20 protein-coding genes are annotated in these 19,580 nt (G+C 65.7%); 9 read left to right on the top strand and 11 right to left on the bottom strand.

Annotated features, from left to right (window positions below):
• Positions 1-44: 44 nt before the first annotated feature.
• Both ACM9ME_RS09965 and ACM9ME_RS09960 read right to left on the bottom strand, forming a co-directional pair.
• The gene (locus ACM9ME_RS09965) at positions 45-686 is read right to left on the bottom strand and encodes a DUF1109 domain-containing protein (RefSeq protein ID WP_415643307.1); all 642 of its coding nucleotides are present in this window, start codon (positions 684-686) and stop codon (positions 45-47) included.
• The gene (locus ACM9ME_RS09960; protein ID WP_415643306.1) at positions 683-1,219 is read right to left on the bottom strand and encodes a sigma-70 family RNA polymerase sigma factor; all 537 of its coding nucleotides are present in this window, start codon (positions 1,217-1,219) and stop codon (positions 683-685) included. The genes ACM9ME_RS09965 and ACM9ME_RS09960 overlap by 4 nt, the downstream gene beginning before the upstream one ends.
• A 222-nt stretch (positions 1,220-1,441) precedes the next feature.
• Between ACM9ME_RS09960 and ACM9ME_RS09955 the strand changes: the two genes are divergently transcribed.
• From ACM9ME_RS09955 to ACM9ME_RS09945, 3 genes are read left to right on the top strand one after another with little or no spacing between them, the layout of a single operon-like run.
• Positions 1,442-1,711 (top strand): BufA1 family periplasmic bufferin-type metallophore, encoded by a 270-nt coding sequence (locus ACM9ME_RS09955; protein ID WP_415643305.1) that lies wholly within the window; start codon positions 1,442-1,444, stop codon positions 1,709-1,711.
• Positions 1,712-1,749: 38 nt separating this feature from the next.
• The gene (locus tag ACM9ME_RS09950; protein WP_415643331.1) at positions 1,750-2,211 is read left to right on the top strand and encodes a DoxX family protein; all 462 of its coding nucleotides are present in this window, start codon (positions 1,750-1,752) and stop codon (positions 2,209-2,211) included.
• Between the two features lie 15 nt (positions 2,212-2,226).
• Positions 2,227-3,003 carry a DJ-1/PfpI family protein gene (locus ACM9ME_RS09945; protein ID WP_415643304.1) on the top strand — a complete coding sequence of 259 codons (777 nt, stop codon included), beginning with the start codon at positions 2,227-2,229 and terminating at the stop codon, positions 3,001-3,003.
• Between the two features lie 11 nt (positions 3,004-3,014).
• On the opposite strand, the gene ACM9ME_RS09940 is transcribed toward ACM9ME_RS09945, so the two are convergent.
• From ACM9ME_RS09940 to ACM9ME_RS09915, 6 genes are read right to left on the bottom strand one after another with little or no spacing between them, the layout of a single operon-like run.
• On the bottom strand, positions 3,015-3,695 hold the full coding sequence (locus ACM9ME_RS09940) for a response regulator transcription factor (RefSeq protein WP_415643303.1): 681 nt from the start codon (positions 3,693-3,695) through the stop codon (positions 3,015-3,017).
• Between the two features lie 10 nt (positions 3,696-3,705).
• Positions 3,706-6,360, bottom strand: coding sequence for a DUF4118 domain-containing protein (locus tag ACM9ME_RS09935; RefSeq protein WP_415643302.1), 2,655 nt, complete (start codon positions 6,358-6,360; stop codon positions 3,706-3,708).
• Positions 6,357-6,950 carry a potassium-transporting ATPase subunit KdpC gene (kdpC, locus tag ACM9ME_RS09930; protein WP_415643301.1) on the bottom strand — a complete coding sequence of 198 codons (594 nt, stop codon included), beginning with the start codon at positions 6,948-6,950 and terminating at the stop codon, positions 6,357-6,359. The genes ACM9ME_RS09935 and kdpC overlap by 4 nt, the downstream gene beginning before the upstream one ends.
• A gap of 10 nt (positions 6,951-6,960) precedes the next feature.
• On the bottom strand, positions 6,961-8,973 hold the full coding sequence (kdpB, locus tag ACM9ME_RS09925) for a potassium-transporting ATPase subunit KdpB (protein ID WP_415643300.1): 2,013 nt from the start codon (positions 8,971-8,973) through the stop codon (positions 6,961-6,963).
• A gap of 12 nt (positions 8,974-8,985) precedes the next feature.
• Positions 8,986-10,668 (bottom strand): potassium-transporting ATPase subunit KdpA, encoded by a 1,683-nt coding sequence (gene kdpA, locus ACM9ME_RS09920; protein WP_415643299.1) that lies wholly within the window; start codon positions 10,666-10,668, stop codon positions 8,986-8,988.
• A 13-nt stretch (positions 10,669-10,681) separates the two neighbouring features.
• Positions 10,682-10,771, bottom strand: a complete 90-nt coding sequence (locus ACM9ME_RS09915; RefSeq protein ID WP_415643298.1) for a K(+)-transporting ATPase subunit F — start codon at positions 10,769-10,771, stop codon at positions 10,682-10,684.
• Positions 10,772-10,882: 111 nt separating this feature from the next.
• Here ACM9ME_RS09915 and ACM9ME_RS09910 point away from each other — a divergent pair, with 111 nt between their 5' ends.
• Entirely contained in the window at positions 10,883-12,190 is a 1,308-nt protein-coding gene (locus ACM9ME_RS09910) for a sugar MFS transporter (protein WP_415643330.1), read from the top strand.
• Here the strand turns inward: ACM9ME_RS09910 and ACM9ME_RS09905 are convergent.
• The gene (locus ACM9ME_RS09905; protein ID WP_415643297.1) at positions 12,177-12,323 is read right to left on the bottom strand and encodes a hypothetical protein; all 147 of its coding nucleotides are present in this window, start codon (positions 12,321-12,323) and stop codon (positions 12,177-12,179) included. The genes ACM9ME_RS09910 and ACM9ME_RS09905 overlap by 14 nt on opposite strands.
• Positions 12,324-12,421: 98 nt before the next feature.
• Here ACM9ME_RS09905 and ACM9ME_RS09900 point away from each other — a divergent pair, with 98 nt between their 5' ends.
• The 3 genes from ACM9ME_RS09900 (at position 12,422) to ACM9ME_RS09890 (ending at position 15,193) form a co-directional block, all read left to right on the top strand.
• A complete protein-coding gene (locus tag ACM9ME_RS09900; protein WP_415643296.1) occupies positions 12,422-13,600 on the top strand; it encodes a BaiN/RdsA family NAD(P)/FAD-dependent oxidoreductase in 1,179 nt (392 codons plus the stop codon).
• A gap of 44 nt (positions 13,601-13,644) precedes the next feature.
• A complete protein-coding gene (locus ACM9ME_RS09895) occupies positions 13,645-14,601 on the top strand; it encodes a bifunctional methionine sulfoxide reductase B/A protein (protein ID WP_415643295.1) in 957 nt (318 codons plus the stop codon).
• A gap of 67 nt (positions 14,602-14,668) precedes the next feature.
• The gene (locus ACM9ME_RS09890) at positions 14,669-15,193 is read left to right on the top strand and encodes a PEPxxWA-CTERM sorting domain-containing protein (protein WP_415643294.1); all 525 of its coding nucleotides are present in this window, start codon (positions 14,669-14,671) and stop codon (positions 15,191-15,193) included.
• Between the two features lie 15 nt (positions 15,194-15,208).
• On the opposite strand, the gene ACM9ME_RS09885 is transcribed toward ACM9ME_RS09890, so the two are convergent.
• Complete coding sequence (locus ACM9ME_RS09885; protein WP_415643293.1) at positions 15,209-15,676, bottom strand: group I truncated hemoglobin; 468 nt, start codon at positions 15,674-15,676, stop codon at positions 15,209-15,211.
• Positions 15,676-16,491 (bottom strand): DUF3034 family protein, encoded by an 816-nt coding sequence (locus tag ACM9ME_RS09880; RefSeq protein WP_415643292.1) that lies wholly within the window; start codon positions 16,489-16,491, stop codon positions 15,676-15,678. Before ACM9ME_RS09880 ends, ACM9ME_RS09885 begins: the two co-directional genes overlap by 1 nt.
• Before the next feature lie 148 nt (positions 16,492-16,639).
• Here ACM9ME_RS09880 and ACM9ME_RS09875 point away from each other — a divergent pair, with 148 nt between their 5' ends.
• Together ACM9ME_RS09875 and ACM9ME_RS09870 are read left to right on the top strand one after the other, a co-directional pair.
• Positions 16,640-17,236, top strand: a complete 597-nt coding sequence (locus tag ACM9ME_RS09875; protein ID WP_415643291.1) for a methylamine utilization protein — start codon at positions 16,640-16,642, stop codon at positions 17,234-17,236.
• 8 nt (positions 17,237-17,244) lie between these two features.
• Positions 17,245-19,572, top strand: coding sequence for a putative bifunctional diguanylate cyclase/phosphodiesterase (locus tag ACM9ME_RS09870; RefSeq protein WP_415643290.1), 2,328 nt, complete (start codon positions 17,245-17,247; stop codon positions 19,570-19,572).
• Positions 19,573-19,580: the final 8 nt, after the last annotated feature.

Here is a 19,580-nt window from a genome sequence, read left to right as displayed (position 1 = left end):
GATGTGGCAAGGACAGGTTCGGAGCCGTTACGATTTCGGTTACATCACCACCGCAATAAACGCGGACCGATCAGCGCACCGATGCCCGCAGCAACGGCGATACCCAGCGTGTACCATGTGAGCACGAAAACCGCCGACACTTCCGGACAATGGAGGCAATATAATGTCGCGCCACATGCACCTGCGGCGAGGCCGGCGACAGCGCCCGTCAGCCGCAGCCGCGTCGGCGCCAGGCGGCGGAACGCGATCACCAACCCGATAAAGATCGGCAGCGACAGCGTCGCGACACGCGTGCTGCACATCTTCCAGCTCAGCCCCATCCACAAGGCGGGCCAGTCCGCGGTCGGGGTGCGGATCAACTCGCCGGTCGCCAGTGCCGCCAGCGCCGCGACCGGCACCGCCAGCAGCCACAGCCAGCGCGGCGACGTCGCCTCGGGCCGCGCCAGATGCGCCACTGCCAGCAACGCAATGACGCCGAGCGAAATGGTGTAGGTCCACTTCATCCAGAACGCGAAGCCGTGCATCGCGACCATCAGGTCGGGGCGGAAGCCGAGCTGGACCGTGATCATCGCCAATGTGCCAAGCGCGCCCAGCCCGGCGCCGACCGCGATCCGCCGCACGATCCACCCGCGGCGCACCGGCACCGCATGCGCGGCTAGCGAGGTAATCAGATCGTCGGTGTTCATGACGATCCTCTCACGCGTTTGGCCAATGCGATCAGGCCGCGATGAACCGAAATCTTGACGTCGGATTCGCCCATGCCGGCGCGCGTCGCGGCTTCGGCAACGCTCAGTCCTTCAAGCTTGGTGGCGCGGATCGCTTGCGCCTGTTTGGGCGACAGTCCGTCGAGCAGGCTGTCCATATCGAGCCGCGCCGAAGCCGCATCCTCAAAGCCTTCGCTGACCAGGATGTGTTCGAGATCCTCGATCGGCACGGTCACGCGACCCCGACGAAAATGGTCGATCATCTTGTAACGCGCGACGGCATAGGCCCAGGGCGCGAATGGCCGGTCGCGGTCGTAAGTCCCGCGCCGCGTGTGAATGGCCATCATCGTTTCCTGCACCAGATCCTCGACGTCGTCAGGCACCCCCCGCATGCGGCTACCAAAAAACGAGCGCAGCATCGGCACGAGCGCGGACAGCAACGCGGCATAGGCGACGGCGTCTCCATCGAGCCCGCCGTGCATCCATTGCCTCAACTGGTCTTCGCTCGCCCGCACATGCACTCCCGAAACACTATTCGCGTCGCACCGCGCGAAGGTTACACCATAAATTTCGGCAGCCCCGCAAAAATCGGTTCGCAAGTGTAACCGATCCCGTCCAGCCGACGAAATCCTTGCCGTGACCCCGCTCCCAAGGCCCAGGAGTCACCGTGTGGCGGGATGCTTTTCCCCTTTGGCGTCTCGCCGCACGCTTGGCCGCAATTTCGAAGGATATGAACCATGACCAAAACTCACGCGGCGCTCGCCGCCACTCTCGCCCTCGCCATCACCGCCGGCACGGCTGCCAGCGCCCAGAGCGCCAAGCCGACCGAAAAATGCTACGGCGTCAGCCTCGCCGGCAAGAACGATTGCAAGGCCGGTGCGGGCACCAGCTGCGCGGGGACCTCGCGCGTCGCGTATCAGGGCAATGCCTGGAAGCTGGTTCCCGCCGGCACCTGCGTCAAGACCAAGACGCCCAAGGGCTTCGGTTCGCTGACCCCCAAGGCCTGATTGGCGTCGACCCGGCAGGATAGGAGATGTTCATGACGATGCTCGCCAAACACTATGCGCGCGTGGCCGACTGGCTCGACCGCGCGATATCGCGCAATCTGCTGTTGCTGCTCGCGCGGCTGGGCATCGCCGCCATCTTCTTCCTGTCGGGCCGGACCAAGGTCGACGGGGTGCTGCACATCACCGACACGACCTACGAATTGTTCCGCACCGATTACGCCTTGCCGCTGGTGCCGCCGGAAATTGCGGCACACGCGGCCACCTATTCGGAACATGTCTTTCCGATCCTGCTGGTGCTCGGCCTGTTCACCCGCCCGGCGGCCGCGGCGTTGCTGGGCATGACTCTGGTGATCGAGGTCTTCGTCTATCCCGACGCGTGGCCGACGCACCTCAGCTGGGCGGCGCTACTGCTGCCATTGGTCGCGCGTGGTGGCGGGGCTTGGTCGCTCGATCGTCTGTTCGGGTGGGACCGTGCAACTCCGGCGCTGGTCCACGCCTAGCCTCGGGATGTGACAATGATTCAGCGTCGACAGTTCGCTTCTTTATTGCTGGCCGCGCCGTTCGCTACGGCGGGTTGTTCGCGCGCGGCAACGACCCAGTCGAATCCCGGACAATCTGACTTTTCGTATCTCCCCGGTATCGCGGTCCGCGAACCGCTGATCGCGCCGCAGGGTCGGCGGATCAAGGTGGCCTTTGCCATCAACCCCGGGGTCCAGGTCATCGACCTCGCCGGGCCTTGGGAGGTGTTTCAGGACACGTATCTGCCGCCCGACGCGGCCGAGCCTGCGTTCGAACTGTTCACGGTGTCGGAAGCGGTCCAGCCATTCCGTGGATCGGGCGGACTGATGATCGCGCCGGACTTCTCGACGGCGGATGCGCCGCAGCCGGATGTGATCGTCGTGCCGCATTTCGATCGACCCAGGCCGGGAACACATGAAACCTCGGATATTCACCGGTGGATCAAGCAAGCGCATGCCCACGCGGCATTGACCATGTCGGTCTGCACGGGCGCGTTTCAGCTCGCCAAGACCGGCTTGCTCGACGGCGTACCGATGACGACGAACCAACGCGCTTATGACAATTTTGCCAAGAGTTTCCCCGCTGCCGATCTGCGACGCGGCCCTCGATTTGTAGAGGCCGGACGGATCGCCACCGCCGGCGGACTCAGCGCGGGCATCGATCTCGCGATTCGCGTGGTCTCGCGTTATTTCGGCGACCCCGTCGCGCAAGAGACCGCGAATATAATGGAATATGTCGGCACCGGGTGGCGTCCCGCGAGCCTCGCGTCCTGAACCCGTTCGGATCAGGCTGCGACCAGCCGATACCCGACACCCGGCTCGTTGCGCAGCAACGCGGGCGCCGCCGGGTTCGCCTCCAGTTTCCCGCGCAAGCCACGCATCACCACGCGCAGATATTCGACGTCGTCGAGGTGCGCTTCGCCCCACACGGCGCGGAGCAATGTCGCATGGGTGATGACCCGCCCGGGGTGGCGCGCCAGTTCGGCCAGCACGGCATATTCCTTGCGCGTGAGCGGCACATCCTGCCCGTCGCGCAGGACCTTGCGCATCGTCAGGTCGATGGTCACGTCGCCGAACGCGCGCGGTGCCGCAGCGGCGTCGCTTCCCGCACGATGCCGCAACGCCACGCGAATCCGCGCCAGCAATTCTTCGGTGTCGAACGGTTTGACGACATAATCGTCCGCGCCGAGATCGAGCGCCGCGACTTTTTCCTCGCTGGCGTCACGCGCGGTCAGCACGATCACCGCGCGCTCCATCGCCTTGATCTGCGGCACCAGCTCCATGCCGTCGCGGTCGGGCAAACCGAGGTCGAGCAGCACCAGTTCGCAGCCTTCGCGCCGCGCGGTGGTCAGGGCTTCGGCGGCGGTCGACGCCTCCTCGACCGTATAGCCGGCGCGCTCGACGGCGCCCCGCACCAGGCGGCGGATCGCCGGTTCGTCGTCGACGATCAGAATCTGCGCGGTCACGACTGAACGCTCACGACTGGCCGTTTGGGATCGCGCGGCGGATGCTGGCGGCGGGCCAGGCGATCTCGAACATCGCCCCGCCTTCGTCGCGATTGCGCGCGGCGACGCGCAATCCCATCGCGTCGGCGAACCCCTTGACGATGGCGAGGCCGAGGCCGGTGCCGCCGCTCATGTCGTCGCCCTCGACCCGCGTGAACCGGTCGAACAACTGATCGGCACCATGCTCGGGCAACCCCGGTCCGTCGTCGAGAACCGCCAGCGTCAGGCCATCGTGACGCCGCCGCGCCTGCACGATGATCTGCGTGCCGCGCGGCGCGAATTTGGCGGCATTGCCCAGCAGGTTGATCAGGATGTGATGCAGCATGCGCGGGTCGGCATCGACCAACGGCAGCGTTGGCGGCACGTCGAGCGTCAGCCGATGCCCGGCCAGCTCGGCACGCAGATCCAGCGCCGCCGCCGCGACCGCATCGGTCAGATCGGTCGCTTCGGCGCGTGCCACCAGCGCCCCCGCCTCGATCCGGGTCATTTCGACCAGATCGTCGAACACGCGGCGCAGGCGGCGCGCTTCGCCCTTCAGCATGTCGGTGGTCGGCGAAGGCCCGTGCTGCGTCGCCAGCGTGTCCGCCGCGGCGACCACGGCGGTCAGCGGCGTCTTGAGGTCGTGGCCGATCGACGACAATAAAGTCGCGCGCAAATCGTCGCGCTGTTTCAGCGCGCCGACGTCGCGGGCATCGGCCTCCAGCCGCAACCGTTCGTGCGCGAGCGACGCCTGGCTGATCAGCGTCGTCAGCAAGACCCGCCGGTCGGCGGGCACCGGATCGCCGCCGCCCTGCCGCGCGATGCCCAGCACCCCGAGTATCCCGAGCGCGGTTTCGAGGGGGTGAAATTGCCAGTCGCTGGCGGTCAACGTGCCGCTGTCGCGCCCGGCGACCTGCCCGCGATCGAACGCCCATTCGGCGGCGGCGATGTCGATCGGGCCGATCCACGGGTTCGCCGGATTGGCGCCCGCCATGACCAGCTTGCCGCCATCGCGCGCGAACAGGACGGTCGATACGTCGAGCACATGGCCGATCTCCTCGCACACCGCCGCCGCCGTGCCGTCGCTGTCGGACACCGCCGCCAGCCGCTGACCGAAGGCCGCCAGCGCGGCGTTTTCGCTGGCGGTGCGCGCGCCGATCGTCGCTTCGCGCTTCAGCCGCCCCGCCAGTTGGCTGGAGACCACGGCGACGATGGCGAGCACCAGCAATGTCACGACATTCTGCGGATCGCTGATCGTGAAGGTATAAAGCGGCGGCAGGAAGAAGAAATTATAGGCGAGCGCTGCGGCACAGGTCGCGGAGAGCGACGGTCGCAGCCCGTATAGGGTGGCCGTCGCGATCACCGGCAGCAGATAAAGCAGGTCGATCGAATTCGCCCCGACCCATGGCTGAATACCGATCGCGATGACGGTCGTCAGCGCGACGAACGCCAGACCTATCGCAATGCCGCTGGCCGGCAGCGGGCGCGCCTTCGCCCGTTCCGGATCGGGGGATGTCGCCTCGGCAACGGGAACGACATGCACCGCGACCTGATCGAGCGCGCGGACCAGCCGGTCGACCACCGATCCGTGCCGCAATTCGAACCACCAGCTGCGGTGCGATTTGCCGATGACCACCGCGGTGGCGCGTGTTTCGCGGATATGCGCGCACAGCCCCTCGAACACCGAATGCGCCGGGATCGTGACGATCGTCGCGCCGAGCCCATTCGCCAGTTTGAGCGCATCGGCCAGCCGCGCACGTCCCGCCGCACCCAGCGTCGCGTTGCGCGGCGTTTCGACGCTGACGGCGGTCCACGGCGCGTGCAGTGCATCGGCGAGGCGTTTGGCGGCGCGGATCAGGGCGTCGCCACCCGGCTGATCGCCGACCGCGACGACGATGCGCTCGCCGCCCGCCCACATGCCCTGGTCGCCGACGCTGGCGACATGATCGAGCAAGTGGCGGTCGGCCGATTGCGCCGCCCGCCGCAGCGCCAGCTCGCGCAGCGCCGACAGATTCGACTTCGAAAAGAAATGACCCAGCGCGCGCGTGGCTTCCTGCGGGATATAGATCTTGCCCGCCTTGAGCCGTTCGATCAGCTCGTCGGGCGGCACGTCGACGATCTCGATCTCGGCATCGTCCAGTACCGCGTCGGGCACCGTTTCGCGCACCCGCACGCGGGTGAAGCCGGCAACCACGTCGTTGAGGCTTTCGACATGCTGGATGTTGACGGTGGTCAGCACGTCGATCCCCGCGTCGCGCAGTTCCTCGATATCCTGCCAGCGTTTGGGATGACGGCTGCCCGCGGCGTTGGTGTGCGCGAGTTCGTCGATCAGCGCGACCCGCGGTTTGCGCGCCAGCATCGCATCGATATCGAATTCGCCGAGCTTATGCCCGCCATGGTCGACCATCTGGCGCGGCAGCACGGTGAACGGCGCGACCAGCGCCTCCGTCTCGGCGCGACCGTGCGTCTCGACCACGCCGACGACGACATCCTGCCCCCCGCGGAGCAATTCGGCGCCCTCGCGCAGCATCTCGAAAGTCTTGCCGACCCCGGGTGCCGCGCCGAGGAAAATCTTCAGCCGTCCGCGCGCCTCTCGTCTCGCGGCCTTGAGCAGCGCTTCAGGTGAGGGGCGCGGCGCCGCATTCATCCCTCGGTATTAGGCGCTTTCCGGTCGAGCTGTCGATTGAGCAGCAGCACATTGACGCGCCGCTCGCCGATGATGCCGAGCACCGGGTTGGCGATGTTCGCCTCGATCAGCGAGCGCACCGCCGCTTCGCTCATCCCGCGCGCCTTCGCGATCCGCGCTGTTTGAGAAAAAGCCGCCTCGGGGCTCAGATCGGGATCGAGCCCCGAGGCGGAAGTGGTGACCAGGTCAGGCGGAACGGCAACCCCGGTCATCCCTTGGCTGCGCGCGTCGGAAACGCGGGCGGCGATGGCATCGCGCAAATCCTTCGATCCGGGCGCGAGGTTGGTCGCGGCGGAGGCCGTCGCGTCGTAACCCTTGCCCGCCGCCGAAGGGCGCGGGTGGAAATAGCGCGGGCCGGCAAAGCCTTGCGCGATCAGTTCGGACCCGACGACCGTGTTGCCGTCGCGGATCAGGCTGCCATTGGCCTGGACGGGCATGGTCAGCTGCGCGATGCCGGTGATCAGTGCGGGAAAGGCGAGGCCGGTAATCGCCGCCAGCAGGACCAGCAGGACGGCAGTGGGGCGCAGCGCGCGAACGACTTCGGTAAGCATGTCTATGTCCTCAGGCGAGGTGGAGGCCGGTGACGGCCAGGTCGATGATCTTGATCCCGATGAACGGCGCGATCAGCCCGCCGACGCCGTAGACGCCGAGATTGCGCGCGAGCAGATCGCCGGCCGGGGCAGGGCGATACTTCACCCCTTTCAGTGCCAGCGGCACGAGCGCGGGGATGATCAACGCGTTGAAGATGATCGCCGACAGGATCGCGCTTTCGGGACTGCCCAGCCGCATCACGTTGAGCACGCTGAGGCCGGGATACAGCACCACGAAAATCGCCGGCAGGATCGCGAAATATTTGGCGACGTCGTTCGAAATCGAAAACGTCGTCAACGCCCCGCGCGTCATCAGCAATTGTTTGCCCAAGCCCACGATCTCGATCAGCTTGGTCGGGTCGCTGTCGAGGTCGACCATGTTGCCCGCCTCGCGCGCCGCCTGCGTGCCGGTGTTCATCGCCACGCCGACGTCCGACTGGGCGAGGGCGGGGGCGTCGTTGGTGCCGTCGCCGCACATCGCGACCAGCTTGCCGCCTTCCTGTTCCTTGCGGATCAGCACCAATTTGTCCTCGGGCGTCGCCTGGGCCAGGAAATCGTCGACGCCGCTTTCGGCGGCGATGCTCGCGGCGGTCAGCGGGTTGTCGCCGGTGATCATCACGGTGCGGATGCCCATCCGGCGCAGCTCGCCGAAGCGTTCGCGGATGCCCGCCTTCACGATGTCCTTCAGATGGACGATGCCCAGCAGGCGCTGCCCGTCGGCGACCGCCAGCGGGGTCGCACCCTGCCGCGCGACGTCTTCGGAAATGGTCCGCAGCGCATCGGCATTGGCGACGGTGCCGAGCCGCTTGAGCACGGCATCGACCGCGCCCTTGATCAGCTCGCGTTCGCCGATCTTCAGCCCCGAGACGCGGGTCTGCGAGGTGAAGGCGATCGGCTCCGCGCCCGCCGGCATGGCCTCGCCCGGCCCGGCGAGGACGACGATCGAGCGGCCCTCGGGCGTTTCGTCGGCGAGGCTCGAGAGGCGCGCGGCGGCGGTCAGTTCCTCGAGCGTCACGCCGGGGACGGGCAGAAACGCCGTCGCCTGACGGTCGCCGATGGTGATCGTGCCGGTCTTGTCGAGCAGCAGCGTGTCGATATCGCCCGCCGCCTCGACCGCCCGCCCCGATTTGGCAAGGACGTTGAACCGCACCAGCCGGTCCATGCCGGCGATACCGATCGCCGAAAGCAGCGCCGAAATCGTCGTCGGGATCAGCGTCACGAACAATGCGACCAGCACCGGCACCGCCAGCACCCCCCCGGCATAACTCGCGAACGCGGGCAGCGTCCCGACCGCGATAAGGAAGATCAGCGTCAGCCCGGCGAGCAGGATCGTCAGCGCGATCTCGTTCGGGGTCTTCTGGCGGCTGGCGCCTTCGACCAAGGCGATCATGCGGTCGAGGAACCCCTGGCCCTGTGCCGCCGTCACGCGCACCTTGATGCTGTCGGCGATGACGCGCGTGCCTGCGGTCACGGCGGAGCGGTCGCCGCCCGCCTCGCGGATCACGGGCGCGCTTTCGCCGGTGATCGCCGCTTCGTTGACCGAAGCGACACCGGCGACGACTTCGCCGTCGGCGGGGATCAGATCGCCGGTTTCGACCAGCACGATCTCGTCGATCATCAGCTGCGTCGCGGGCACTTTACCCCAGGTCTCGCCGACGCCGAGCATCCGCTTGGCCCACAAATCGGCCTTGGTCTGGCGCAGCGATTCGGCCTGCGCCTTGCCGCGCCCCTCGGCCATCGCTTCGGCGAAATTGCCGAACAGGACGGTCAGCCACAGCCAGAACACCAGCTGCGCCTGAAACGCGACGCTGGTCGATCCGCCCATCGCGCCCTTGACGAGCAGGACGGTCGAAAGCGCCGCGACGATCGCGGTCACGAACATTACCGGATTGCGGATCAGCGTGCGCGGGTCGAGCTTGATAAAGGCGTCGCGCGCCGCGGCCAGCATCAACGGGCCGGTGAACAGCGAGGTTTGGTTTGCCATGTCGAAATGCCTTTATTGAAGCGTGCCGGCGGCGATCTGCGCCTGGTCGGCGATCGGCCCGAGGACGAGTGCGGGCATGAAAGTCAGCCCGCCGACGATCAGAATGACGGCGGCGAGCAGGCCGATCCACAGCCCGCCGGTGGTCGGAAACGATCCGGCACCCGCCGGGATCACGCGCTTGGCGGCCAAGCCTCCGGCAATCCCCAGCACCGGCAGGATCACCCCGAACCGGCCGACGAACATGCCGAGCGCGAGCAACAGATTGTAGAACGGCGTGTTGCCGGTCAGCCCGCCGAATGCCGAGCCGTTGTTCGCGGCGGCGCTGGAGAACGCGTAGAGGATTTCGCTGAAGCCGTGCGGCCCCTTGGCGAGCGGCCCGGCAAGCCCCGCGGGCAGCACGCTCGCGACCGCGGCCAGGCCCAGGATCATCAGCGACGGCACGAAGATCGCGATCACGCTCAACTTCATCTCGCGCGATTCGATCTTCTTGCCGACATATTCGGGGGTGCGGCCGACCATCAGTCCGGCGATGAACACCGCCAGGATCGCGTAGATCAGCACCGCGTACAGCCCCGATCCGACCCCGCCGATGACCAGCTCGCCCAGATGCATGTTGAACATCGGGATCAGCCCGCCAAGCGCCATGAAGCTATCGTGCATGCCGATCACGGCGCCGCACGACGTGGCCGTCGTGATCACGGCGAACAACGCGGTTGCGGCGATGCCGAACCGGACTTCCTTGCCCTCCATATTGCCGCCGACCACACCCAATGCGTGGTGCAGCGGATTGCCCGCAGCCTCCGCGCCGTAAGTTACGGCGATACCGGCGACGAGCAGGATCAGCATCGTGACGAGAATCGCCCAGCCCTGGCGGACGTTGCCGACCGCCTTGCCGAACGTCAGCGTCAGCCCCGCACCAAGCACGAGGATGCTCAGCATCTGCACGAAATTGCTGATCGCCGAGGGATTCTCGAACGGATGCGCCGAATTGGCGTTGAAGAACCCGCCGCCATTGGTGCCGAGCATCTTGATCGCCAGCTGCGACGCGACCGGGCCGAGCGCGATGACTTGCCTGGCGCCCTCGACCGTCGTCGCGGTGACCGACGCGGCGAAGGTCTGCGGCACACCCAATGCGACATAGACCAAGGCGAGCACGATGCTTGCGGGAAGCAACAGATACAGCGTCACCCGCGTCACATCGACCCAGAAATTGCCGATCCCCGCCGCCTGCTTGCGCGCGAAACCGCGAATGAAGGCGAAGGCGACGGCAATGCCCGTCGCCGCCGACAGGAAGTTCTGCACCGTCAGCCCGACCATCTGCGACAGATGCGACAGGGTGCTTTCGCCGCCGTAATTCTGCCAGTTGGTGTTGGTCACGAAACTGACCGCGGTGTTGAACGCGAGCAAATTCTCGACCGCCGGAAACCCCTGCGGATTGAGCGGCAGCACCGCCTGCAGCTTCAGGATCGCGAACAGGAAAACGATGCCCGCGACGTTGAACAGCATCAGCGAGACGGCATAGCCGACCCAGCTCTGCTCAGCCTTGGGATCGACCCCGGCGAGCCGCAGCAGCGCGCGCTCACCCGGCAGCGCCCCGGGAGCGTAAAGCCGATACATCCAGTCGCCCGCCGGTTTGGCGAGCAGGACGACGAGCGCGAGAAACAGGACGATCATGCTCCAGCCGGCGATGGTCATGGTCGACGCCCCCTCAATACCGCTCGGGCCGCGCCAGCACGGCGAGCAGATAGACAAAGACGATGGCGAGCGTGATCGCGCCGAGAAGCAGGTCGATGGGCATGAAGCGGCCTTCGTAATGGAGGTCGCGCTATGCCGATGCTTGCCGTAAGTTCTCGCGGTGCATTGTCGGGCGGGCACGTAAAGGGAGCGTAAGTTTACGGTGGTGACCGCAATGCCGGCCGGTTCGACCGACCCCGCGCCCGCCATCGACCCCACATCCGGCGACGACGGCCAGAATTACGACGCGCCCAATCTGCGCGCGTTCGTGCTGGCGCTGTTCTTCATCTTCGGCGGCATCACCAGCCTCAACGACGTGATCATCCCCAAGCTGAAGGAGCTGTTCACGCTCAGTTTCTTTCAGGCCTCGTTGGTGCAAGTGTGGTTCTTCGTCGCTTATGCGGTCGTGGGCATTCCCGGCGCGAAACTGGTCAAGCGGATCGGCTATATGCGTGGTGCGGTCGCCGGTCTGGTGACGATGATCCTCGGCTGCCTGTTGTTCATTCCGGCCAGCCGCACGGCGACCTTCGGCATGTTCCTCCTCGCCTATTTCGTGTTGGCGAGCGGCGTCGTGCTGGTTCAGGTCGTGGCCAATCCGTTGATCAGCCTGTTGGGGCCGAAGCGCACCGCGCCCAGCCGCCTGACCTTCGCCCAAGCATTCAATTCGCTCGGCACGACGATCTTCCCTTATGCCGGCGCGATCCTGATCCTCGGCGGGCTGGCGAGCGTCAGCGCGAAACAATTGTCGGGCGCGGCGCTCGATGCCTATCGCACCGCCGAGACCCAGGCGATCGTCCACGGCTATCTGGGCATCGCCGCCGCGCTGGCGGTGGTCGCGACGGCCGTATGGCTGTTCCGCAACCGCCTGCCGGGCGAACGCCACGAAACGAGCAGCCTCCGCGACGGCGTAGCGTTGCTCCGCGACCGGCGGTTCGGCTTCGGCGCCTTGTGCATCTTTCTCTACGTCGGCGCCGAAGTCGCCATCGGCAGCTTCCTGGTCAGCTATATGGTTCAGGCCAGCGTGCTCGGTCTCACCAGCGAAAATGCCGGCAAGCTGATCCCGTTTTACTGGGGCGGCGCGCTGATCGGCCGCTTCATCGGCTCGGGCCTGTTGCGCATCGTCAGCCCGGGCAAGGCGCTGGCGGCCAACGCGATCGGCGCGATTGCGTTGATCGCGGTGTCGTTCGGCACCACCGGCACGGTGTCGGCTTATGCCCTCCTCGCCATCGGGTTGATGAATTCGATCATGTTTCCGACCATCTTCACGCTGGCCAGCGAGGGGCTCGGCGCGCGCGCCGCCGACGGGTCGGGGATCATCAATGTCGCGATTGCCGGCGGTGCCGTTGTCCCGGCCGTGTTCGGTCTCATCGCCGATGCGACCAGCCTGCGCATCGCCTTGTTGCTGCCGGCGATCTGCTACGCGGTCATCGCGGCATATGGCGTCTATGCGCGGCGACCAACTCCCGCACTCACTTCTCGGTAAATCGCTTCACCTTGACGGGCAGGTCCTTGCCCTTGGTCCGCCGCGACGGAACCTGCACCGGATTCTTCTTCTTCCACGCCGCCCAGGTCATCGGACCCTCGGGCGTGTCGATCATCGTGTCGTCGAGTGACATGAGGCGTTGTTCCCGAATATCGCCCGTATTTACGCGCAGCACCGCCCGCTGCCCATAGCGTGCTTCAATCCGGCGGCGGCGCGTGGCAGGGGGCGCCGATGCCGAACCCCGCCCCTTATGATGCGATCGTCCTCGGCGCGGGCGGTGCCGGGCTGATGTGCGCGGGCGTGGCGGGGCAGCGCGGTCGCCGCGTCGCGTTGATCGACCATAACGACGACCCGGGCGCGAAAATCCTCATCTCGGGCGGTGGGCGCTGCAACTTCACCAACAGCGAAGCCGCCGCCGACCGTTACGTTTCGGCCAACCCGCATTTCGCGCGCTCGGCGTTGAGCCGCTACACCGCGGCGGATTTCGTCGCGATGGTCGATCGCCACGGCATTGCCTGGCACGAAAAGACCCTGGGACAATTATTCTGCGACGGGTCCGCGCGTCAGATCGTGCGGATGCTGCTCGACGAATGCCCCGACTCCGTGACGCATGTCATGGGTCGGGCGGTCCGCAGCGTCGATCATGCCGATGGCGTCTTCCGCGTCGAAACCGATGGCGGCGTGTTCACCGCCCCCAAATTGGTCATCGCCACCGGTGGCCCGTCGATCCCCAAACTCGGCGCGACCGGGCTGGCTTACGACCTTGCGCGGAAATTCGGCCTCAAGATCGTCGAGCCGCGCCCCGCATTGGTGCCGCTGACGCTCCCCGGCGACGAGGCGTTGTTCCAGAACCTGTCGGGCGTCGCGGTGCCGGTCGTCGCGCGCTGCGGCCCGACCGCGTTCGCCGAAGCGGCGTTGTTCACGCATCGCGGGCTTTCGGGTCCGGCCATCCTGCAAATCTCATCCTATTGGCGGCACGGCCAGGACATCGCGATCGATTTCCTGCCGGATACTCCCGCGCAGTGGCTCACCGACCTGAAGCGCGCCCAGCCCAATGCGACGCTGCGCCGCGTTTTGTCGGCGATGCTCCCCGATCGGCTGGCGGTGGCGCTGGCCGAACGGCTGGGCGCCGGGGAGGCCTTGGGCCAAACCCGCGATGCCCTGCTGGCCGAACAGGAAACGCGGCTGCGGCGCTGGACCTTCCGCCCCAACGGCACCGAAGGGTTCGCCAAGGCCGAGGTCACCATCGGCGGCGTCGCCACCGACGGCTTGTCGCAACGCGACCTGTCCGCGCGCCATCTGCCCGGCCTTCACGTCATCGGCGAAGCGGTCGACGTCACCGGCTGGCTGGGTGGCTATAATTTCCAATGGGCGTGGGCCAGCGGATGGGCCGCGGCACAGGGATTGTAGCGGCCGCCGGGTCTCACCACATGCGGATGATCAGGAGGTCCATCATGCCCAGCTATCGCAAGACCGACGAAGCCGTGTCCGCTTTGACCGCCGAACAATATCGCGTGACTCAAAAGAACGGGACCGAAAGTCCCGGCACCGGCCCCTTGCTGCATAACAAGGCGGAGGGGATTTACGTCGATATCGTGTCGGGCGAACCGCTGTTCGCCAGTGCCGACAAATATGAATCCGGCTGTGGCTGGCCCAGTTTCACGAAGCCGATCGAACCCGCCAATGTGGCGGAAAAGCGCGACTGGTCGATGCTCGTTCCCCGGACCGAAGTGCGCTCGACGCATGGCGACAGCCATCTCGGCCATGTGTTCAACGACGGCCCGCGCGACCGCGGCGGCTTGCGGTATTGCATCAACTCCGCCTCGCTACGCTTCGTCCCGCGCGCGGAAATGGCCGAACAGGGCTATGAGGCCTATCTCGATCAGGTCGAGGAACTGCCGTCGCACACCGAGCGCGCGGTCCTGGCCGGCGGTTGTTTCTGGGGGATGCAGGATCTGATCCGCAAGCTGCCCGGGGTGGTGTCCACCCGCGTCGGCTATTCGGGTGGCGAAGTGCCGAATGCGACCTATCGCAACCATGGCAACCATGCCGAAGCGATCGAGATCGTCTACGATCCCGCGCGCACCGATTATCGCGCGCTGCTCGAATTCTTTTTCCAGATTCACGATCCGACGACGGTCGACCGCCAGGGCAATGATCGCGGCGCCAGCTATCGGTCGGCGATCTTCTACACCGACGAAGCGCAGAAGAAGGTTGCCGAGGACACGATCGCCGACGTCGAGGCGTCGGGCCTGTGGCCGGGCAAGGTCGTTACCGAACTCGCCCCCGTCGGCGATTTCTGGGAAGCCGAGCCCGAGCATCAGGATTATCTCGAGCGCCTTCCCAACGGCTATACCTGCCACTTCGTGCGGCCGAACTGGAAACTGCCGCGCCGCGCAGAGGCAGCCTGATTTCGCCCGCTGGCTGGTTAACGCGCCAATAAGCGCGTATGCTTGCGGGCAAGGGGGGATGAGTCCGATGCTGAGATTTGGAATGATTGCGGCCTGCGCCATCGCGCTGTCGGCGACGGCCGCGAACGCGACCACTTATTATCTGCAGAATGTGAAGTTCGCCGACGGCACGTCCGCCACCGGGTCGTTCTCGACCAACGTCTCGGGCTATCCCGACGGGCACAGCATCACCACCCTGACGGGCACGCTCACCGGCTATCATTACACCAACGATATCAACGTGTCGTACAATCCCGGCGTCAGCGGCTTCACGGTTTATCACAACGACCCGTCGTACAAAGGCTTCCTGACATTGACCGTCGGTCAGTCGCTCGACAGCATCACCACTCCGACCGTGCTGCTGACCGGCGGGACGTCATATGAATGTTCGGATTATAGCTGCCCGAATGGCATCGCGCGCAATGTCGTGTCGGGGTTCCTGAGCACCACGCAGGTTCCCGAACCCGCCAGCTGGGCGCTGATGCTGTTGGGTTTTGGCGCGCTGGGCACCGGATTGCGCCACCGCCGCCGCGTCTCGGTCGCTTTTTCGTAAGCGACGCTTAGGCGTTCAGCGCCCGATCGCCTGACGCTTGATCGGCGCCAGCTTGGCGAGCAAGCGATTCTGGGCGGCAAAGCTCACGCCTTCCTGGCGCATCGCCGCCTGCAAATCCTCGACCAATGCGCCCATATCGGCGGTTTGCAGCCCCAAATCCTTGTGCGCCGCCACCATGTCGCGGCCGGTATACGCGCAGCCGCCATTCAGGACGTAACAGAACTGCTCCTTCAACGTGCGCCGCAACCGGACGAGGTCGTGCGCCTTGAAAATGTCCGAAATCCGCCGATCCGCGACCAGCCGCGCGACCAGGTCGTCGACGATGCGCGACACGCCCGCCTCGCCGTGAAACGCGTCCCATGTCGCAGTGCCGGACAGCGGCGTCGCCCCGGCATTGGCGTTGCTCTGCGGATACGGATCGACCGGCTCTTCGCCCGGCGGAACGGCCGTCGCCAACAGCGCGGCGGCGACTATCGCGATCATCAGAAACTCCCCTGCAACGACAACAACCCGCCGCGTTGCCGGCGGAACGTCGCGATATGACCGACATCGGTATAAGCCAGCGTCACCGTAATGTGCCGCTGCGGCGCCCACGCCACGAATGCGTCGTGCGCATCATCTTCCTTGGCGAAACCCAGATTGTCCGGCTTCGTGCGATATTCCCCTCCGATCAACAGGTTACGCGACAAAAGCAGGCCCGCCGAGCCTTCGAATTGCGCGCGGTACTTGTCCCGCTTGTCCCCGCCGAAACCCAGCAGCCCGAACTGGTTGGCCTTGGTGAACCGCACCGACCCGCCCAGCACCGCACTATGCGCCAGCAACACCTTGCTGGCACTGACGACATAATCCACGCCGGCCGTGTGCTGCCCGCCGACCGCGCGGACGATGGCGTCCTGCCGCGACCGCTTATACTGGATCCCGACCGACACCTGCGGCAGCGCGCGATCCTGGTCGTACACTGAGTCCCCGGCTACGCGGACCTTCAGCCCGAATATGTCCTGCCCGAAGGTGAAACCGCGTCCCAGCCCCAGCAATGCACCGGCCTTGCCAGTGTCGAAATCCTGCCGGGCGTATGAAATTTCCACCCGGTTACGAATGCCGATCGCCGCGCCATAGGTGCGCAGTTCGAAATCGCTGAGCGCGACGCCGGTTGCATGAACCTTGCCGCCGATTCCGTCTTCGGTTTCGTTGCCCGCGATCATCGACCACGTCGCCAGACCGGCACCCGCCGACCCTTCGATGGTCGATACGCCACCGGTCAGCAACAGCTTCCCGCCGCTGCGCGCTTCACCCGCCAAGGCTGGGGCCGCGATTAACGATAACGCCAAAATGAATGGAGCACGGGACTGCATTCCGGCGCCACTAAGCGGCGTATGGTAAACGACCGGTAAAAATTGATGTGGTTCAATTAACATTCTGGTGACGTTTGCGGGAGATAGGGGTGCTGTGCGTCTTCTCACTCCCATCCTCGCGGCCCTGATCGTTTTTGCGACGCCCGCTGTGGCCGGCAATGCGGTGATCGAGGTTCGTGGCCCCGATGGCGGCCCCTTGGTCGATGCGGTGGTGACGATCCAGACCGCGCGTCGCCCGTCGGTGCCGATCCAGTTCGCCTGGCCCGCGACCATGTCGCAACATAACATCGCTTTCGATCCGCACGTCCTGATCGTTCCGGTCGGATCGACGGTCACGTTTCCCAATATGGATAAGGTCCGCCACCACGTTTACTCATTTTCCAGGGCCAAGAAATTCGACCTGAAACTCTATGGTCGCGACGACACGCGCAGCGTGGTGTTCGACAAGCCCGGGATTGTCGCGGTCGGCTGTAACATTCACGATTCGATGAGCGGGTTCGTCGTCGTCGTCGACACGCCTTATGCAATGAAGACAGATGGCAACGGCCGGGTCGTCATCGCCAACGTGCCCGCGGGCGGTGCCACGGTGCGGGTATGGCATCCGGGCATTCGCGCGCGCGACAACATGTTGAGCCAGACGGCGACCATCGCACCGTCGGGCTACAACACCACGCTGACCATCCGCAGATGAGTTTTCGCATGCCCCGATTCCGGTCGTTGCAAGCCAAGCTGGCGGCGCTTTACGGGGCGCTGTTCGCGGTGGCGATGATCGTCATCGCCGTCGTCGCGCAAGGCATGGTCCATACCAATGCCCAGCGTTCGGTGATGAACGAGTTGACGACCAGCGGGACGGTTTACGACCGCATCTGGGCGATGCGCGAACGCGCGCTCGGCAGCACCGCCGATGTCCTGTCGCGTGACTTCGGCTTCCGCAGCGCGGTGGCGAGCGGCGAAATTCCGACGATCGAATCGGCAGTGATGTCGCTGCGCCAGCGGGCCGGGGTTCCCGAAGCCGCCGTGGTCGATCAATCGGGCAAGGTCGTCGGTGCGCATGGCGCGCTGGCGTCGGCGATCGCGGCTCTGCCCGGCGCACTCGACGGCGGCCGCCGCGATGCCGTCGTCACCGCCAATGGCGCGGTTTACCGGCTGGTCATTTCGCCGATCCTCGCGCCCAACGAAATCGGCTGGGTCGTCCTTGCCGTCAAACTCGACGCAGCGGAAATGCGGGCGCTGGAAAAGCTGTCGGCGGTTCCGCTCACGGCAACGATCCTGCGCCACGAACGCGGGCACTGGATCGCCAGCGACGCCTCGCTCGCGCCCGATCCCGCTATCGATGCGCTGGTCGAACAATCGCGCGGTGTGCGCGTGCCGACGACGCTCAACCTGTCGTCGGGGCAAGCTTATGCGCTGGCCAAGCCGCTGGCCGGACCACGAGGCCAGCCCGAAGCGGCGTTGCTGTTGCGTTATCCGACCGCGCTGGCGCTGGCGCCCTATCGCCCGATCCAGCTCGGCATCGCTTTGGCCGGACTGATCGGCTTGATTCTCGTCGTCCTCGGCAGCGGCCGCCTGTCGCGAAGCATTGCGCGCCCGATCGCCGCGCTCCAGATCGCCGCCCAATCGCTGGAGGAAGGCGCGCGCACCGAAGTCTTGATCGAAAGCGATGACGAGATCGGCCGCCTTGCCGACAGCTTCAACCGCATGTCCGCCGGGATCGTCCAGCGCGAACATCGCATCACGCATCTCGCATTTCATGACTCGCTGACCAATTTGCCCAACCGCACGTATTTCCGGCAATCGCTCGAACAGTCGTTGGGCAGGGCCAATCGCGCCGACGATCGGATCGCGGTGCTGTGTCTCGACCTCGACGGGTTCAAGGGGGTCAATGATACGCTTGGCCACCCGGTCGGCGATGCTCTGTTGCTCAATATCGGCGATTTGCTGTTGAAACTGGCGCCCGAGGCCATGGTCGCGCGGCTTGGCGGGGATGAATTCGCGATCGTGCTCAGCGAGGGGTTCGACGAAGATCGACCGCGCGCGCTGGCTCAGGCGATTCTCGACGGACTGACCGAACCGATGGAGGCGAGCGGCCACGTCGTTGCCACCGGCACCAGCATCGGCATCGCGATCAGCCCGGGTGACGGCCGCGACCCCGACACTTTGCTGAAGAATGCCGATCTCGCGCTTTATCGGGCAAAACAGGACGGGCGCGGCATTTTCCGCTTCTTCGAACCATCGCTCGACGAAGCGGCGCGTCGCCGTCGCCGCCTCGAACTCGACCTGCGCATCGCCCTCAAGGCCGGTCAGTTCAGCCTCGATTTCCAGCCGATCTATGACCTGAAGGCCGAACGCATCGGCGGGTTCGAAGCGCTGTTGCGCTGGCACCACCCGGAGCGTGGGCTGATCCCGCCGACCGAGTTCATCCCGGTTGCCGAGGATACCGGGATGATCATCACGATCGGCGAATGGGTGATGCGCGAAGCCTGTCGCGCCGCCGCCGACTGGCCACCGCATGTGCGTGTCGCGGTCAACGTCTCGCCGCTTCAATTCCGTAATTCGGGCTTCAAGACGGTGGTGTTGCAGGCACTCGCCTATAGCAACATCGCGCCTCAGCGGCTCGAGGTCGAAATCACCGAATCGGTGTTCCTCGACGGCGAGGACATCGTCGTTTCGCTGCTTCATCAGCTGCGCGAGATGGGCGTCCGCGTGGCGCTCGACGATTTCGGCACCGGTTATTCGTCGCTCAGCTATCTGCGCAGTTTTCCGTTCGACAAGATCAAGATCGACAAGTCGTTCGTCGACAGCGTCGCCAGCGATCCGAGCGCCGCGGCGATTGTCCGCGCCATCGTCGATCTCGCCGCCGCGCTCAATATGGAAACCACCGCCGAGGGTGTCGAAGACGAAGATCAACTCGCACGGCTGCGTGGGCAAGGGTGCAGCAGCATCCAGGGGTTTTTGTTCAGCCGCCCGGTGAGCTGTGATCAGGTCGCCACGCTGCTGGGCACGGGCAACGAACGGATGGTTGCCTAAAGCCTGGC

The organism is Sphingomonas antarctica, from assembly GCF_965137005.1.
Taxonomy (GTDB): domain Bacteria; phylum Pseudomonadota; class Alphaproteobacteria; order Sphingomonadales; family Sphingomonadaceae; genus Sphingomonas_O; species Sphingomonas_O antarctica.
The sequence above is the reverse complement of the archived record's forward strand: the minus strand, read 5'-3'. Positions and strand labels throughout refer to the sequence as shown.